The organism is Alloalcanivorax marinus (genome assembly GCF_016785095.1).
Lineage (GTDB): Bacteria > Pseudomonadota > Gammaproteobacteria > Pseudomonadales > Alcanivoracaceae > Alloalcanivorax > Alloalcanivorax marinus_A.
In genome coordinates, this window is the sequence record NZ_JAEKJB010000002.1 from 227,446 (window position 1) to 242,837 (window position 15,392).

The window sequence follows — 15,392 nt, forward strand, 5'->3', positions numbered from 1 at the left end:
GATGACTAAGACACCGGAAGTGACGCTCTACACCACCAAGGGATGCCATCTGTGCGAAAAAGCACGCGAGCTGGTGCTGACCGTCAACCCTGATACCCTCATTCACGAGGTGGACATCGCCGAGGATGATACCCTCATGGAGGAATACCAGACCTGGATACCGGTGCTCCGGCGCGGGCCTCTCAGGGAACTGGTCTGGCCCTTTGGGCTGCTCGAGGTGAACGCCATGTTGTCCGAATCCGGCAGCCCCCACAAAGCCTGAAAGGAGAGCCCCATGCCCATCGTCGACCCGGACCCGAAACGCCTGCCGGACATCCTCAAGAGCATTCCCGCCGACACCCCCATCGTCATGCTCAACCTGTTGCGCTTCCGCGACGTGGCCCGCTACAAGGACGGCGACGCCGATTACGACGGCCGCGAAGCCTACCGCCGCTACTCCAAGGTGGCGTTCCAGAAAGTCCAGGGCGTGGGCGGCGAGCTGGTCTGGTCCGGTGACACCCTGGCCGGCGTCATCGCCCCGGAAGAGGAGCACTGGGACGAAGTCCTGCTGGTGCGCTATCCCTCGATCCAGGCGTTCGCGAAAATGCTCGCCGACCCGGAGTACAAGGAAGCCACCAAACACCGCACCGCTGCCCTCGCCGAAGCCCGCCTGATCTGCAACCAAGAGAAATAGGCTATAAGCAAAGAACCAACCACTGCTTGCAGGTTATAAAAAAACCGCTACCATCCGGCCAATGCTGGACCACCAGACCGCTGGAGCCTTGGCCGCCCGATGACACCGGAAATGATCTATACCACGCTGGTGGTGCTCGCCGTGCTGGCGGCCCTGGCCAGCAACCGGGTGCCCGCCGAGGTCACCATGATGGCCGCCCTGGTGCTGGTGCTGGTGGGCGACGTGATCACCCCGGAGCAAGCCCTGGCCGGCTTCGCCAACCCGGGCCTGATGACCGTCGCCGTGCTCTACGTGGTGGCCGCCGCCCTGCGTGACACCGGCGCCATCTTCTGGGTCGCCCATAAGCTCCTCGGCCAGCCGAAAAGCGCCCTCGGCAGCCAGCTCCGCCTGATCGCGCCCACCTCCCTGCTCAGCGCCTTCCTCAACAACACCACCGTGGTGGCGATGATGATCCCGGCGGTGCAGGAATGGGCCCAGCGCCTGCGGCTCTCCGCCTCGCAGCTGCTGCTGCCGCTCAGCTACGCCGCCATCCTCGGCGGCACCTGCACCCTGATCGGCACCAGCACCAACCTGGTGGTCGACGGCATGATGCAGGAACGCGGCCTGGACGGCTTCCACATCTTCGATCTGGCCTGGGTCGGCGTGCCCCTGCTGATCGCCGGCAGCCTGTTCCTGCTGCTGTTTGGCCGTCGCCTGCTGCCCCACCGCCAGGGCATGGTCGAGCAGGTCGAGCGCGCCCGGGAATACCACGTGGAGGTGGTCCTCCCGGAGGGCAGCCCCCTGCACAACAAGACCATCCAGGACGCCGGCCTGCGCAACCTGACCCACGGCTACCTCACCGAAATCCAGCGCGGCGACAAGCTGTTCACCGCCGTTGGCCCGGACATGCTGCTCCAGGCCGGCGACCAGCTCGCCTTTATCGGCGCCCCGGACTGCGCCCGTGAACTGCAACGCATCAACGGTCTGGTCCCCGCCCACGGCGGCGCCCACAAGCTGCGCCTCAACAACCACCAGCGCTGCCTGGTGGAAGTGGTGATCGGCCCGGAATTCCCCGGCCTCAACCAGAGCGTCAAACAAGCCGGCTTCCGCACCCGCTACCAGGCCGCCATCCTCAGCATCAGCCGCGCCGGCCGTCGCCTGCCCGGCAAGGTCGGCGAGCAGATCCTGCGCGTCGGCGACACCCTGCTGCTGGAAACCGGCAACGCCTTCGTCGAGCAATACCGCTACCGCCGCGACTTCATGCTGGTCAGCCCGCTCAGCGACTCCACCCCGCCGGACTTCAGCAAGGCGCCGCTGGCCACCGCCATCCTGGTGGGCATGGTCGGCGTCAACGTGCTCGGCCTGCTGTCGGTGCTGGAAGCCGCCTTCATCGCCGCCGGCCTGCTGCTCGTCACCCGCTGCGTCACCGTCAACCGCGCGCGCATGAACGTCAGCGTCAACCTGCCCGTGCTGGTGGTCATCGGCGCCGCCTTCGCCCTCGGTACCGCCCTGGAAGAAAGCGGCACCGCCGGCTGGATCGTCGACGCCCTGATCGGGCAGGGCCTCGACAACCCCTGGCTGGCCCTGCTCGCCATCTACCTGATCACCGCCCTGTTCACCGAAGTAATCACCAACAACGCCGCCGCCGTCCTGGTCTTCCCCATCGCCAACGGCGTCGCCGCCCAACTCGGCGTCAGCCCGCTGCCCTACATCGTCGCCGTCATGTTCGCCGCCAGCGCCAGCTTCATGACCCCGCTCGGCTACCAGACCAACCTCATGGTCATGGGCCCCGGCGGCTACCGCTTCACCGACTACCTCAAGATCGGCGTACCCATGTCGATCCTGGCGGCGGCGGTCAGTACCACCCTGATCCCCCTGGTGTGGGCGTTTTGAGGCGCCCATTCATGTAGAATCCCCGCCCGGGAACGAAATCGAACACACAAGGAGACCACCATGTCGGACAGCCCCTACCAGAACCGCAAACACGACAGCAAAGCCCAGGTCGTCTGGCACCAGAGCAGCGTCGGCAAAGCCGACCGCGCCAAAGCCAAAGGCCAGGCCCCCAAATGCATCTGGCTCACCGGCCTGTCCGGCTCCGGCAAATCCACCCTCGCCAACGCCCTGGAAGTGGCCCTCACCGAGCAAGGCAAGCACACCTACCTGCTCGACGGCGACAACGTCCGCCACGGCCTCAACAAGAACCTGGGCATGAGCGACGAGGACCGTACCGAAAACATCCGCCGCGTCTCCGAAGTCGCCAAGCTCATGGTCGACGCCGGCCTGGTGGTGGTCACCGCCTTCATCAGCCCCTTCCGCGCCGACCGCGACGCCGCCCGTGCCCTCTTCGAGGACGGTGAATTCGTCGAAGTATTCGTCGACGCCCCCCTGGAAAAGTGCGAGGAGCGCGACCCCAAGGGCCTCTACAAGAAAGCCCGCGCCGGCGAGATCAAGGAATTCACCGGCATCGACAGCCCCTACGAAGCCCCGGCCAAGCCGGAAGTGGTGATCAACACCGCCGACAACGACATCGAAGCCTGCGTGAAGCAGCTGATCGCCGCGATTGGGGTGTGAATTGAAGGGCAGCCCCCTTCTAAAAGGCGCCAGTGTTTATCTGGCTGCAAGTGTACTTAGCTCGGCCATCCCGTTCCTGCTGCTGCCTATTCTTACGCGTCATCTGGAACCGGCTGAGTACGGTCAGGTAGCAGTTTTTCAAGTATGGATAGCATTCCTGTCGTCGCTGGTGCCGTTGGGTACGCACGGCGCCGCGACCAGGATGCATTATGACCACGATGATCCTGATCGCGCGATGGGGGAATTCATCGTTTCTTGCTTGCTCATCGGTGGCGCGATGGCGACTCTTCTTCTTATCGTGTCCCTTGTTCTGGGAAGTTGGCTGGAGAGGCTAATTGGATTGCCCCGGGTTTGGTTGATGGTCGGCGTACCGTACGCGTTTTCGCAGTTCGCTCTTCAGCTAAGGCTGGGGCAATGGCAGGTGCGTAGTCAGCCTCTACGCTACGGCAGTTTACAGATTACGCGGAGCTCGATTGATGTCGTGTTGTCCATAATACTGGTCGTGGTCCTGGGCTTTGGCGTTGCTGGCCGTATTGGCGGCGCGACGTTCGCCGTGGCGCTTTGCGGTCTGATTGGGTTGGCATGGTTGTACAGGGATGGTTTGATCAAATGGGCATGGCGCCCGGATTTGATCAAGGAAGCGCTTGATTTCGGCGTACCCCTGACCCCACACCTCCTCGGTGCATTCCTGCTGCTCATGGTCGATAGAGCCATCATCAGTTCCCGTCTAGGGCTTGATGCGGCGGGTTATTACCTGGTCGCGGCCCAGTTTGCTCTGGTGGTTGGTATTATCGCCGAAAGTATCAACAAGGCCTATGTACCCTGGCTGTTCGCTCGATTAAAACGTAATCTTGCCGCTGAAAAGGAGGCCATTGTCCGGATTACCTATGGCTATTACTGTTTGTTGGTTTTTGGCGTTGTTTGCACGTTCTTTTTCGGCGGACCAATCCTGAAGTTCATCGCGGGGGAGCAATACGCTCAGGCCTCGGTGGTGCTCCCTTGGTTGGTGATGGCCCAGGCTATACGTGGCATGTATTTCATGCAGACCAGCTACATTACCTACTCCAAACAAACGGGAGCATTGGCACGGATAACTATTCTTTGTGGTGGAATTAATGTCCTCTTAATGTTCAGTTTGATCGATCTTTATGGTTTGCGTGGGGCAGGTTGGGCAGCCTGTCTGAGCATGTTGATACAATGGCTTGTGACCTGGAGGGTCGGTCATCGTCTGACTCCCATGCCGTGGTTTGGTAAAGAATGATGATGGGATTGATTCGTGGTATTCGAGATTTTTTTCGCTTGCTGCAGCGACGTTTCCGGGAGTATCGCGTCGCCCGGCAATGCGGTTCTCACCTTGGGAGTATTCGGGTAGGTGGACCAACCAGCCTCACCGGTAATACTCATCTCGGCCAAAATGCCAATTTCAACGGGTTGAGAATCAATGGCAGAGGAAAGGTCGTAATTGGTGATAATTTTCATTCAGGCCGTGAATGCCTTTTTATCACCGATGTCCATAACTTTGATGGCGGTACCGCGATTCCTTACGACAACACCTATATCGTCAAGGACATTACCATCAAGGACAATGTATGGCTGGGAACACGGGTGATCGTGCTGGGTGGTGTCACCATTGGTGAAGGGGCCATCATCCAGGCGGGAAGTTGCGTGGTGTCGGACATCCCGGATTACGCTATTGCCGGAGGCCATCCCGCCCGTGTGTTCTCTCAGCGAGATCAGGAACACTACGATCGTTTAAAAAAGGAAGGGGCGTTCAACTAAGCACGTGAAAGGCGGTGCTTTTGCCTGTATCCGGAAAAAGGAAGAATTGCATGTTCGATAACGCATCCGTACTGGTTACCGGCGGCACCGGCTCGTTCGGTCACACCTTCGTGCCCATGCTGCTGGAGCGCTATAACCCACGTAGGGTGATCATCCTGTCCCGCGACGAGATGAAACAGTGGGAGATGGCCAAGAAATTCCAGGGCGACGACCGGGTCCGGTTCTTCATCGGTGACGTGCGGGACAGGGATCGCCTGTATCGGGCACTGGACGGTGTCGATTATGTGGTGCACGCCGCGGCCACCAAGATCGTGCCGACCGCCGAGTACAACCCCTTCGAGTGTGTCAAGACCAATGTCATGGGTGCCATGAACCTGATCGACGCTTGTATCGACAAGGGCGTCAAGCGGGTGGTGGCGCTGTCCACCGACAAGGCCAGCAGTCCGATCAATCTGTACGGCGCCACCAAGCTCACCTCCGATAAGCTGTTCGTGGCGGGGAACTCTTATGCCGGTGGGCACGAGACCCGTTTCGCGGTAGTACGCTACGGCAACGTGATGGGCTCCCGGGGCTCGGTGATCCCGTTCTTCATGTCGATCCGGGATCAGGGCACCCTGCCGATCACGGATGAGCGCATGACGCGCTTCATGATTTCCCTGGAGCAGGGCGTGGAGCTGGTCTGGCACGCTTTCGAGGACATGGAAGGTGGAGAGATCTATGTTAAGAAGATTCCCTCGATGAAGGTCACCGATCTGGCTCGTGTGGTGGCGCCCGAGGCCCGCCAGGAAGTGGTCGGCATCCGCCCCGGAGAGAAACTGCATGAGCAGATGATTGGTGCCGAGGATGCCTATTACACCTATGAATACCCGGAGCATTTCAAGATCCTGCCGGCTATCAATAACTGGGACAAGGATGCCAACCGCATCAAGCAGGGTAAGAAGGTGCCGGAAGGCTTTGTCTATTCCAGCGACAATAACCGCGAATGGATGAGCGACGATGAACTGCGTGCCTGGATCGACACCAATCGGGAAAAAATCGGGAGCATCTGAATGATTCCCTACGGCCGCCAGGATATTCGCCAGGCAGACCTTGACGCCGTGCGCGAGGTGCTGGAGTCCGACTTCCTTACCCAGGGGCCGGTGGTACCGCGCTTTGAGCAGGCCGTGGCCGACAAAGTGGGCGCCGCTCGCGCAGTGGCCGTGAACAGCGGCACTTCCGCCTTGCATCTGGCCTGCCTGGCCCTGGGTCTGGGGGAGGGCGACCGTCTCTGGACCAGCCCGATCACTTTCGTGGCGTCCGCCAATTGCGCACGCTACTGCGGCGCCGAAGTGGACTTCGTCGACATTGATCCGCGTACCTATAACCTCTCCGTGGCGGCGCTGGCGCGCAAGCTTGAGCAGGCCGAGCGGGACAACCGCCTGCCCAAGGTGGTGGTGCCGGTGCACCTGTGCGGCCAGTCCTGCGATATGGCCGGCATCGCCAAGCTCGCGGAGCGGTACGGGTTCCGGGTCATCGAGGATGCCTCCCACGCGGTGGGCGGTCGCTACAAGGGCGACTACATCGGTAACGGTCGCTACAGCGACATCACCGTGTTCAGTTTCCACCCGGTGAAAATCGTCACCAGCGCCGAGGGTGGTATGGCGCTCACCACCGACGCGGCGCTGGCCGACCGTATGACCCGGTTGCGCGAACATGGCATCACCCGCGACCCGCAAGCCATGGTCGGCGAGCCGGATGGCCCCTGGTATTACCAGCAAGTGGAGTTGGGGTTCAACTACCGCCTCACCGAGATACAGGCCGCTTTGGGGCTGTCGCAACTTGCCCGCTTGGATGAGTACGTGGCCCGTCGCGAGACGCTTGCGCAACGCTATGACGAGTTGCTCAAGGCATTGCCCCTGGAGCGCCCCTGGCAGCACCCGGACGCTGTTTCCGCCCGGCACCTTTATGTGATCCGGGTTCAAGCCGGGCGTCGCCGCGCCGTCTTCGAGTCCCTGCGCGCCGCTGGCATCGGCGTCAATGTGCATTATATTCCGGTACACACCCAACCCTATTACCGGGCCCTGGGTTTCAGCGCCGGCGACTTCCCGGAAGCGGAGCTTTATTACTCCGAGGCCATCAGCCTGCCCCTCTTTCCGACCCTTGAAGAAGCGGACCAGGGCCGGGTAGTGGCGGCGCTCAAGGAGGCGTTGTCGGCATGAGCGTGGCGATCATCCCGGCCCGGGGCGGTAGCAAGCGCATCCCCGGCAAGAACATCAAACCCTTCCAGGGCCGGCCGATGATCGCCTGGTCGATTCGCGCCGCCCTGGAAAGCGGCTGCTTCCAGCGGGTGATCGTCTCCACCGACGATGAAGGCATCGCCAAGGTGGCCCGGGAGTGGGGCGCCGAAACCCCGTTCATGCGTCCGCCGGAACTCGCCGACGACCACACCGGCACCTTGCCGGTGATTGCCCACGCCCTGGAATGGCTAACCGATCACGGCGAGACCGTGGAAACCGCCTGCTGCCTTTACGCCACCGCCCCATTCGTGCGCCCCGAGGACCTGCGCGCCGGGCGCGACCGTCTCGATCGGGGCGACGTGGACTATGCCTTCTCCGTCACCCGCTATGCCTTTCCGATTCAGCGCGCCTTGCGCGTCACCCCGCAAGGCCGGATAGGCATGTTTCAGCCGGAGCACTTCTCCACCCGCTCCCAGGACCTGGAAGAGGCCTGGCACGACGCCGGCCAGTTCTATTGGGGGCGAGCTCTTGCCTGGCGTGAGCAGCGTCCGCTGTTCAGCGAGGCGGCGGCGCCCATTGAACTGCCCCGCTACCGGGTCCAGGACATCGACACCCCGGAGGACTGGGAGCGTGCCGAGTGGCTGTTCAAAGCCATGCGAGCCGGTCATTCATGAAGGCCCTGTTTCGGGTCGACGCCGCGCCCCATATGGGGAGTGGCCATTTGATGCGGTGCATGACGTTGGCGATGGCCTGGCGCGCGCGGGGCACGGCCTGCCACTTCCTTTGCCGGTGCCAGCCGGGGTTCTCGAGCCGTCCGCTGGAAGAGGCCGGCTTTCCGGTGAGTATTTTGCCGGCGCCGGAGGAGAGTTCCTGGCTGGGTGTCAGTGAACAACAGGACGCGGCGGACAGCCTGCCCATCATCACCGACATCGCACCGGACTGGCTGGTGGTCGATCATTACGCTCTGTCCACGGATTGGGAAGTCCGTGCCCGAGACAACACCGACCGTTTGTTGGTCATCGATGATCTGGCGGACAGGCCCCATTGCTGCGATGTGCTGGTAGACCAGAACCTCGGTCGCGATCAGAGCGATTACCAGGCACTGTTGCCGTCTTCCTGCCAAGTGCTGACAGGGCCGGCCTATGCGATGCTTCGACCGGAGTTCGCTCTTAATCGATCCGCCAGCCTGGCGCGCCGCGCCGATTCCCGCTGTCGACACCTGCTGATCAGCATGGGGGGAAGTGATCCCGGCGGTGCCACTGGCCTTGTGCTTAAAGGATTGAAAGAGTGCCGTTTGCCGGATCTTGAGCGCATCACGGTGATCATGGGGAGCATGGCTCCGGGGCTGGAGCAGATTCGCCAACTGGGCAATTCCTTGCAGTGGCCGGTGGACATGGCGGTGAACGTCGCGGATATGGCAAGCCGAATGGCCACCGCTGATCTGGCCATTGGCGCCGCCGGAAGCTCCGCCTGGGAGCGTTGTGCCTTGGGACTGCCAACCGTGATGGTGATCCTGGCCGATAACCAGAGGGTAGGAGCCCGTGCCCTTGAAGAGAGTGGCGCCGCCGTCACCCTGGGCGGTGTTGACGACATTGCCGTTGACCTGCCTGCTTGCGTAGAGTCATTGCAGGCCCCGGAGCGCCTCCAGGCGATGAGCCGGAAGGCGGCGGCGGTAACGGATGGTTCAGGCGTGAATCGAGTCCTGGACACCCTAATCGGATCTTGATCTGTTACCACATTGCCATGGTCATCCTTACATGCGCCGACGCTATCACTAAGACATATGACCATGAGGGGTGTTGCGGCTCGTGACGGAGCGGGTTTGCTACGTGTCGCGACAACACTTTTCGCAGGAATGGGAGAAACCAATGAGCCAGGATGTTCTCATACGACCGCTTCAAGAGCAGGATATCGATGATGAGTATCTTTCATGGTTTGTGAATGAAGACGGCCATCTGGATTACTTCACTGGTTCTGGTCGGGTTTTTACAAAAAAAATGGTAGTGGACGACTTTCGAGAAGGGCTGGCGGGGAAAAATTGGTTCTATTATATGATAGAGAGTAAAGAAGGGGTCAGGATCGGCAATGTTAAAATTGGGCCTATTGATAAAAAAAATAAAACCTCCGACCTGGTGTGCCTTATTGGGAATCGGGGTTTCTTGGGAAGGGGTATTGCAAGTAAAGCGATAGCGATGGCAAATGAAATCGCGTTTGAGGAATATGATATTCGTCGGTTACAGGGTGGTATGTTCGAAGGAAATATAGGGTCTATTAAAGCCTACACCCGGGCGGGGTGGTTCATAGAGGCGCGGATGAGAGGTTACTACTGGATTGACGGTGTCTCTCAGGATCGGGTGTGTGTTGCATGCCTGAATCCGCGCTATTTCAATGATGTCGACGATAATCAAGGTAATTAAATGGGTCTGCCAACTGATAACCCGTCCATTACGATAAATGGGCGCCGAGTAGCGGAAGATGAATCCCCCTATATTATCGCCGAGCTGTCCGCTAACCATAACGGTAATTTGGAGAACGCCAAGCGCATCATAGAAGAGGCTGCTAATGCGGGCGCAGATGCAGTTAAACTTCAAACCTATCGAGCCGATACCATTACGTTGAATTGCGACAGTGATGCTTTCAGGATTAAGGGAGGGTTATGGGACGGTCGGACTCTATACGATCTTTACGAAGAAGCACATATGCCCTGGGAATGGCACGGGCCGCTATTCGATCATGCACGAAAATTTGATATTACCATCTTCAGCTCACCATTCGACACCACCGCCGTGGACTTGCTTGAGGACCTGGGCGCGCCGGCCTACAAGATCGCATCTTTCGAAGCGGTGGATCTGCCGCTGATCGAATACGTGGCGGCCACCGGCAAGCCAATGATCATTTCCACCGGCATGGCCGACGAAGAGGAAATCCGGGAAGCCATCGATGCCGCCCGGGGCGCCGGCTGCACCCAGTTGGCGGTGTTGCACTGCGTGAGCGGTTATCCGGCGCCGGCGGAGGACTATAACCTGCGTACCTTGGCGGATATGCGCGAGCGTTTCGGCCTGGTTACTGGCTTGTCCGATCACACCCTGGACAACACCACGGCCATCGCCAGCGTGGTATTGGGCGCCAGCCTGATCGAAAAACACTTCACCCTGGACCGCAGTGGCGGTGGCCCGGACGACAGTTTCTCCCTGGAACCCGCCGACCTGGCCGCCCTGTGCCGGGACAGCAAGACCGCCTGGCGCGCCCTGGGTGAGGTGGACTATGGGCGCAAGTCCAGCGAGCAGGGCAACGCGCAGTTCCGGCGCTCGTTGTATTTCGTGAAGCCCCTGCGCCGGGGCGATACCCTCACCGCCGACGCGGTGCGCAGTGTGCGCCCGGGCTATGGCCTGGCGCCCAAGCATCTCAAGGCTCTGCTCGGGCGAACCCTGAGCCGGGACGTGGACGCCAACACGCCGGTGGATTGGGACGCGGTGGAGCCTTGAGAGCCGCTCTTCGCGCCGCGCGGGCCGTGCTGCGCCAGGAACCGGAGTGCTGGCTGGCCTACCTGCACGGCCGTCAATTGGAGAATCTGCCCCACCTGACCCGCACTCCACCGCGTCAGGTCGGGGCCTGGCGGCGGGTGCTGCTGGCGCTGCGTTTCATGGTGCGTGATACCCGGCCCGGCGCCGGGCCCGCCGGCAGGGCACGCTATCTGTTCTATGCCGGTTCCGCCAATCAGGCCCACGCCCTGGAAGGCACCCTGACGGCACTGCGGCGGCGCGGCGAGGAGGTGGTGGCCCTGGGGCTGGGGCATCGCAGCGCTGGCGAAGCCTTTCCCTTCCGCCCGTTCAGCGTCACCGATCTGCTCGGCGGGCTGTGGTTGTTGGCGACCCGGCTGCCGGTCCTGTGGCGTCAGACCCGGGAAGCTCACCCTCTCACCCGGGCCTGGTATTTCGATTTGCTCTGCCGGTGCCCGATTCTGCTGGTGCATTTTCACCGGCTGCTGCGCCTGCACCGGCCGGCGGTGGTGGTCACATCCAACGATCACAGCGTGGACAATCGCTGCCTGCTGGCCATGGCTCACCAGTTGGGTATCGCCACGGTGTACTGCCAGCACGCTTCGGTGAGCCCGCTGTTTCCCGCGCTTAGGGTCAACGTGGCCCTGCTTGACGGCGCCGCCGCACTGGACACTTACCGTCGCTGCGCGGTCAACCGCCCGCCGGGTCCGTTCAGCGCGCCGCGTCCCTGTGTGTTTCTTACTGGCCAGAAGAAGGCGCTGCCCGCCCGGGCTTCGGGCCCGGGCATTGGCATCGCGGTGAATACCCTGGATGACACCACCCGGGTGCGGGCTCTGCTGGAAAGCCTGCGTGGCCGGCCGGTGATTCTGCGCTGGCACCCGCGCCAGGCAGCGGAGCAGGTGGCCGATTTCAAACGTATCCTGGCGGATACGGGGGGCGATTTCAGCGATCCGTCGGAACAGCCGGTAGGCGATTTTCTCTCCCGGCTGCGTGTTCTGATCGCCGGGGATTCGAGTATCCACCTGGAGGCCGCCCTGGCAGGCGTGCGCCCTCTGTATTATCCCATTACGCCCACCGATACTGACGACTACTACGGCTACGTGGCCGCCGGCGTGGCTAACCGGGCCCGAACCCCGGATGAACTGATCGCCTGGCTGGACCAGAATCGGTCACGGCCCGCCGTGGACGGCGACAGCCCGGTGCGCCATTACAGCCACACCTTCGGCACCGAATGGGAGGGCCGCGAGGGCGAGCTGGCCGCCGATATTCTCCAGACCATTCCGGACGCGGACCGTTACCCGGACCTGTTCGGTTACCAAGGCCCGCTCCGGTCCTGAGACCGGGTTCGTTGACTCCCCCCGACCGGCGCGGCATCTTGGCAAGCGCCATGACTCCTTACTCTTCGCGCCTTGCCGGCGATCCCGCCCGTTTGCTCCCGGTTCTTGTCGGGTGCCTTTGTTATGGCCTGCTGATGGGCGCGGCGAGCGCCGCGGTGCCTTCCCTGGAGCTGTGGAGTCAGGATGCCCGCTACCCGTTGGCGTCGTTGGAGCATTCCTCCGGTTTCGTGGCGGCGCCGCCCGGGGTGGCGCTGGCGGACGCTCCGGCCATCCCGCCGGAGGGGCGCGCATTCGGGCTGGCGCCGGATTTCCGTCAGCATCCTCGCTACTGGCTCTACACCCGTGTGGTGAACCGTTCCGAGCAGCGCGACTGGGTGCTGCACGTGAGCAACTTCGGCTTTCGCCAGCCCGGGGTGTTGCTGCTGGACGAGGACGGCGGGCGCCGGCGGCTCGGTTTCGAGCGTACCGGCCCGGGCGGCGATGCTCACATCAATGTGCTGGGGCGAGCGGTGGAGCTGACCCTGGCGCCGGGGCAGGCCCGGTCCCTGGTGGTGGAGCTGAGCGCGACGCATCCCACCTGGCATCCCTATGTCGCGGTGATGAGCGCGCCGGAGTATCAGAGTTGGAGTACCGGCTTGAACATCGCCTTCCTGGTGGCGGTGGGGGTGATTGTCGGTCTGGCGGCGTTGGCGGTGGTGTGCGGCGCGCTTAACGGTGAGCGTGCGTTTTTCTGGGGCGCGCTGTCGTCGTTGCTGATGCTGGCCTATTACCTGGAGCACAGCAGCCTGCCGGCGTTGCTGTGGCGCTCGGACTATCACAAGGGCGGACTGTTCTGGCTGCTGGTTTCCTCGGCGCTGCTGTCGCAGCTGGCATTCGCCGCCAGCTTTCTGCGCGTGGCGCGCGGGGGCGGCTGGTACCGGGCCTTTCTGGGCGCTGGGCTGCTCACCTTGGTGGTGGGGGCGCTGGCGTTGACGGTGCCGTTCGAGGCGCGGGTGTCCTTGTATGTCTTTAACTACGTGATTTTGGCGGTGGTGATCCTCGGTTCCGGCATCGCCCGGGTGCGTGCCGAGGGGCGCTATTACGTGATCTACCTGCTGGGCTGGTTCCCGCTGGTGCTGTCGCTGCTGCAGGTGGCCGTGGTGATCCAGGGATCGTCGGCGCCGGCTCGGGTGATCACCGAGTCCTACAAGATGGTGATCGTGCTCTACATTCAAATCCTGCACATGTTTCTGCACGCGATGGCGTTGATCCTGCGGGTGCGGGCGCTGCGCGAGGAGAAGCTGCGCGCGGAATTCCTGAGCCGGTCCAAATCCCGCTTCATTGCCCAGAGCAGCCACGATCTGAGCCAGCCGTTGCACGCCATGGGCCTGTTTCTGGGGCACCTGCGGCCCTATGTGCGCGATGCCGAGGGGCGCGGCATATTCCTGCGGCTGAAGGCCGCTCACCGGCGCATGAGCGGCTCATTCCAGTCGATCATGGATCTGGGCAAGCTGGAGGCCGGAGCGATCCGGCCGGTGTCCCGGGCGGTGCCGCTGGCCCCGCTGTTGCGGCGGCTGGCCGACGAGTACCGGCCATTGGCCGAGGACAAGGGCCTGCGGCTGCGCCTGCGTGCCCGCGCCGTCACCGTGCAAAGTGATCCTGAGTTGTTGGAGCGGATGCTGCGCAACCTGATCGGCAACGCCATTAAATACACCGACACCGGCGGTGTGCTGGTGGGCGTTCGCCAACGGCGGGGGCGGGTGGTGATCCAGGTATGGGACAGCGGGCGTGGCATCGGTGGCGATGCCCGCGAGCGGGTGTTCGACATCTATCAGCGTTCCGACCAGGGCGGCGGGGAAGAGGGCGCTGGCATCGGCCTGTCCATCGTCAAGCATCTTGCCGAGTTGCTGGATCATCCGCTGAGCCTGGTCTCGGCGCCGGGCCGGGGCAGTTGTTTCGCGGTGGCGTTGGCGCCGGCTTCCGCGCCGCCGGCCCGGCAGCCGGGGCCGGACCATGGCGCGCCTCGCGTGCTGCTGGTGATGGTGCCGGGCCCGGCCCGGGATACACTCGCCGCGCGCATGGAGCGGTGGGGCTGCCGGGTCACCACGGCGCTCTCCCTGACGTGCGCCCGGACGGCGCTGGCCGAGGGCGCGCCAGCGGCCCTGGTGCTGTGCGAGCCGGCTTGCCTGGATGGCAGTGTGTCCCTGCCCGGCGACCCGCTGGCGGTATGCCTGGGAGAGCCCGAGGGCGGTGTGCCGCCGGGCTGGCTGCTGCTGGACGCCGCGGCACCGCCGTCGCGGTTACGAGCGCTGCTTAACGCGGCGTTGCGTCGCGCCGACCCTCCGCCGACCGCGGGTGAGCCGGCCATGGGAGCAGCCGATGACGGTTAGCATACTGATCACCGAGGATCACGAGCTGTTCCGCGATGGGCTGAGACGGCTGGTGGAAGAGGCGGTGCCCGGTGCCCGGATCATCGAGGCCGGCGATTACGCCGCCGCCCGCGCCGCCCTGGCGGCCCATCCTGATCTGGATCTGCTGCTGCTGGACATGCAGATCCCGGGCACCCGGGGCCTGGACGGCCTCAAGGCGATCAAGGGTGACCATCCGGCGCTGCCGGTGGTGGTGATCTCCACGGTGGATCATCAGGCCAGCGTGCAGGGCATGCTGGCCGCCGGTGCCGACGGCTTCATCGGCAAGGCGGTGCCCAAAGCGGTCATGATCCAGGCCCTGCACGCCATCCTCGACGGTGAACTGGTGGTGCTCGGCGCCCGTGAGGTGGACCGCCCGGTGACCCTTTCGCCCCGCCAGTCCGCCACCCTGGAGCTGCTTGCTCTGGGCCTGCCGAACAAGGAAATCGCCACCCGGCTCGATATCGCCCCGGCCACCGTGCGCGAGTATGTCTCCGACCTGCTCGCCCTGTTCGAATGCGACAACCGCACCCAGGTCGTCCTCAAGGCCCGCCGCCTCGGCTTCATCCTCGACTGATCCCGCGATCGGCCCTTGCGAGCCCGACGTGCCGGTTCTACTCTCGACCGTGTGATCTGGAGATCTGTATGCGTTTGAGCGAAGAGCAACGGCAGCGAATTCAACAACTCGTGCAGGCGCACCTGGGCGGCGGCGTCGCTGTGTCGGTGTTTGGTTCGCGGGTGGATGATCGCCGTAGAGGGGGCGATCTGGATCTCTTCATCGAAGCCGACCGCACCGTATCTTTATTGCGGCGAGCCGCCCTTAAAATGGCATTGGAAGAGTCGTTGCGCTTGCCCGTGGACCTGGTTATCACGGAAGCCGGGAAGCCGTTGAGCTCGTTTCAGTCGCTGGCCAAGGCCCGCGCCAGACCCTTGCTGGAGGCTTCCTGATC

16 protein-coding genes are annotated in these 15,392 nt (G+C 63.0%); all 16 read left to right on the top strand.

All coding sequences use genetic code 11. From position 1 onward, the window contains the following. Position 1 precedes the first annotated feature (1 nt). The 16 genes from JF515_RS02820 (at position 2) to JF515_RS02895 (ending at position 15,390) form a co-directional block, all read left to right on the top strand. Positions 2-262, top strand: a complete 261-nt coding sequence (locus JF515_RS02820; protein WP_203100792.1) for a glutaredoxin family protein — start codon at positions 2-4, stop codon at positions 260-262. Positions 263-274: 12 nt separating this feature from the next. Next, the gene (locus JF515_RS02825) at positions 275-673 is read left to right on the top strand and encodes a DUF1330 domain-containing protein (protein WP_203100799.1); all 399 of its coding nucleotides are present in this window, start codon (positions 275-277) and stop codon (positions 671-673) included. Positions 674-772: 99 nt separating this feature from the next. Further along, on the top strand, positions 773-2,545 hold the full coding sequence (locus tag JF515_RS02830; protein ID WP_203100801.1) for an SLC13 family permease: 1,773 nt from the start codon (positions 773-775) through the stop codon (positions 2,543-2,545). A 60-nt stretch (positions 2,546-2,605) separates the two neighbouring features. After that, the gene (cysC, locus tag JF515_RS02835) at positions 2,606-3,223 is read left to right on the top strand and encodes an adenylyl-sulfate kinase (protein WP_203100803.1); all 618 of its coding nucleotides are present in this window, start codon (positions 2,606-2,608) and stop codon (positions 3,221-3,223) included. A 1-nt stretch (position 3,224) separates the two neighbouring features. Further along, positions 3,225-4,484, top strand: coding sequence for a lipopolysaccharide biosynthesis protein (locus JF515_RS02840; RefSeq protein ID WP_203100811.1), 1,260 nt, complete (start codon positions 3,225-3,227; stop codon positions 4,482-4,484). Continuing rightward, positions 4,481-5,002: an acyltransferase gene (locus tag JF515_RS02845; protein WP_203100813.1), complete on the top strand. Its 522-nt coding sequence runs from the start codon at positions 4,481-4,483 to the stop codon at positions 5,000-5,002. Before JF515_RS02840 ends, JF515_RS02845 begins: the two co-directional genes overlap by 4 nt. Before the next feature lie 50 nt (positions 5,003-5,052). Beyond that, positions 5,053-6,051 carry a UDP-N-acetylglucosamine 4,6-dehydratase (inverting) gene (gene pseB, locus JF515_RS02850; RefSeq protein WP_203100822.1) on the top strand — a complete coding sequence of 333 codons (999 nt, stop codon included), beginning with the start codon at positions 5,053-5,055 and terminating at the stop codon, positions 6,049-6,051. After that, on the top strand, positions 6,052-7,200 hold the full coding sequence (gene pseC, locus JF515_RS02855; RefSeq protein ID WP_203100831.1) for a UDP-4-amino-4,6-dideoxy-N-acetyl-beta-L-altrosamine transaminase: 1,149 nt from the start codon (positions 6,052-6,054) through the stop codon (positions 7,198-7,200). Next, on the top strand, positions 7,197-7,892 hold the full coding sequence (pseF, locus tag JF515_RS02860) for a pseudaminic acid cytidylyltransferase (protein ID WP_203100833.1): 696 nt from the start codon (positions 7,197-7,199) through the stop codon (positions 7,890-7,892). Before pseC ends, pseF begins: the two co-directional genes overlap by 4 nt. Beyond that, positions 7,889-8,944 (top strand): UDP-2,4-diacetamido-2,4,6-trideoxy-beta-L-altropyranose hydrolase, encoded by a 1,056-nt coding sequence (gene pseG, locus JF515_RS02865; protein WP_203100835.1) that lies wholly within the window; start codon positions 7,889-7,891, stop codon positions 8,942-8,944. The genes pseF and pseG overlap by 4 nt, the downstream gene beginning before the upstream one ends. A 142-nt stretch (positions 8,945-9,086) precedes the next feature. Then, positions 9,087-9,635, top strand: a complete 549-nt coding sequence (locus JF515_RS02870; protein ID WP_203100837.1) for a GNAT family N-acetyltransferase — start codon at positions 9,087-9,089, stop codon at positions 9,633-9,635. Then, positions 9,636-10,703 carry a pseudaminic acid synthase gene (gene pseI, locus JF515_RS02875; RefSeq protein WP_203100838.1) on the top strand — a complete coding sequence of 356 codons (1,068 nt, stop codon included), beginning with the start codon at positions 9,636-9,638 and terminating at the stop codon, positions 10,701-10,703. Further along, a complete protein-coding gene (locus tag JF515_RS02880) occupies positions 10,700-12,055 on the top strand; it encodes a hypothetical protein (RefSeq protein WP_203100840.1) in 1,356 nt (451 codons plus the stop codon). The genes pseI and JF515_RS02880 overlap by 4 nt, the downstream gene beginning before the upstream one ends. Positions 12,056-12,189: 134 nt before the next feature. Continuing rightward, a complete protein-coding gene (locus JF515_RS02885; RefSeq protein WP_203100842.1) occupies positions 12,190-14,424 on the top strand; it encodes a sensor histidine kinase in 2,235 nt (744 codons plus the stop codon). Then, complete coding sequence (locus JF515_RS02890; protein ID WP_203100844.1) at positions 14,414-15,019, top strand: response regulator; 606 nt, start codon at positions 14,414-14,416, stop codon at positions 15,017-15,019. The genes JF515_RS02885 and JF515_RS02890 overlap by 11 nt, the downstream gene beginning before the upstream one ends. A gap of 68 nt (positions 15,020-15,087) precedes the next feature. After that, the gene (locus JF515_RS02895) at positions 15,088-15,390 is read left to right on the top strand and encodes a nucleotidyltransferase domain-containing protein (RefSeq protein WP_203100846.1); all 303 of its coding nucleotides are present in this window, start codon (positions 15,088-15,090) and stop codon (positions 15,388-15,390) included. The last annotated feature ends 2 nt before the right edge of the window (positions 15,391-15,392 follow it).

What these genes read in the sequence shown, in the direction of transcription:
- JF515_RS02820 (WP_203100792.1), top strand. Translation starts at nt 2, where the DNA reads ATGACTAAGACACCGGAAGTGACGCTCTACACCACCAAGGGATGCCAT.
- JF515_RS02825 (WP_203100799.1), top strand. Translation starts at nt 275, where the DNA reads ATGCCCATCGTCGACCCGGACCCGAAACGCCTGCCGGACATCCTCAAG.
- JF515_RS02830 (WP_203100801.1), top strand. Translation starts at nt 773, where the DNA reads ATGACACCGGAAATGATCTATACCACGCTGGTGGTGCTCGCCGTGCTG.
- cysC (WP_203100803.1), top strand. Translation starts at nt 2,606, where the DNA reads ATGTCGGACAGCCCCTACCAGAACCGCAAACACGACAGCAAAGCCCAG.
- JF515_RS02845 (WP_203100813.1), top strand. Translation starts at nt 4,481, where the DNA reads ATGATGATGGGATTGATTCGTGGTATTCGAGATTTTTTTCGCTTGCTG.
- pseB (WP_203100822.1), top strand. Translation starts at nt 5,053, where the DNA reads ATGTTCGATAACGCATCCGTACTGGTTACCGGCGGCACCGGCTCGTTC.
- pseC (WP_203100831.1), top strand. Translation starts at nt 6,052, where the DNA reads ATGATTCCCTACGGCCGCCAGGATATTCGCCAGGCAGACCTTGACGCC.
- pseF (WP_203100833.1), top strand. Translation starts at nt 7,197, where the DNA reads ATGAGCGTGGCGATCATCCCGGCCCGGGGCGGTAGCAAGCGCATCCCC.
- pseG (WP_203100835.1), top strand. Translation starts at nt 7,889, where the DNA reads ATGAAGGCCCTGTTTCGGGTCGACGCCGCGCCCCATATGGGGAGTGGC.
- JF515_RS02870 (WP_203100837.1), top strand. Translation starts at nt 9,087, where the DNA reads ATGAGCCAGGATGTTCTCATACGACCGCTTCAAGAGCAGGATATCGAT.
- pseI (WP_203100838.1), top strand. Translation starts at nt 9,636, where the DNA reads ATGGGTCTGCCAACTGATAACCCGTCCATTACGATAAATGGGCGCCGA.
- JF515_RS02885 (WP_203100842.1), top strand. Translation starts at nt 12,190, where the DNA reads ATGGGCGCGGCGAGCGCCGCGGTGCCTTCCCTGGAGCTGTGGAGTCAG.
- JF515_RS02890 (WP_203100844.1), top strand. Translation starts at nt 14,414, where the DNA reads ATGACGGTTAGCATACTGATCACCGAGGATCACGAGCTGTTCCGCGAT.
- JF515_RS02895 (WP_203100846.1), top strand. Translation starts at nt 15,088, where the DNA reads ATGCGTTTGAGCGAAGAGCAACGGCAGCGAATTCAACAACTCGTGCAG.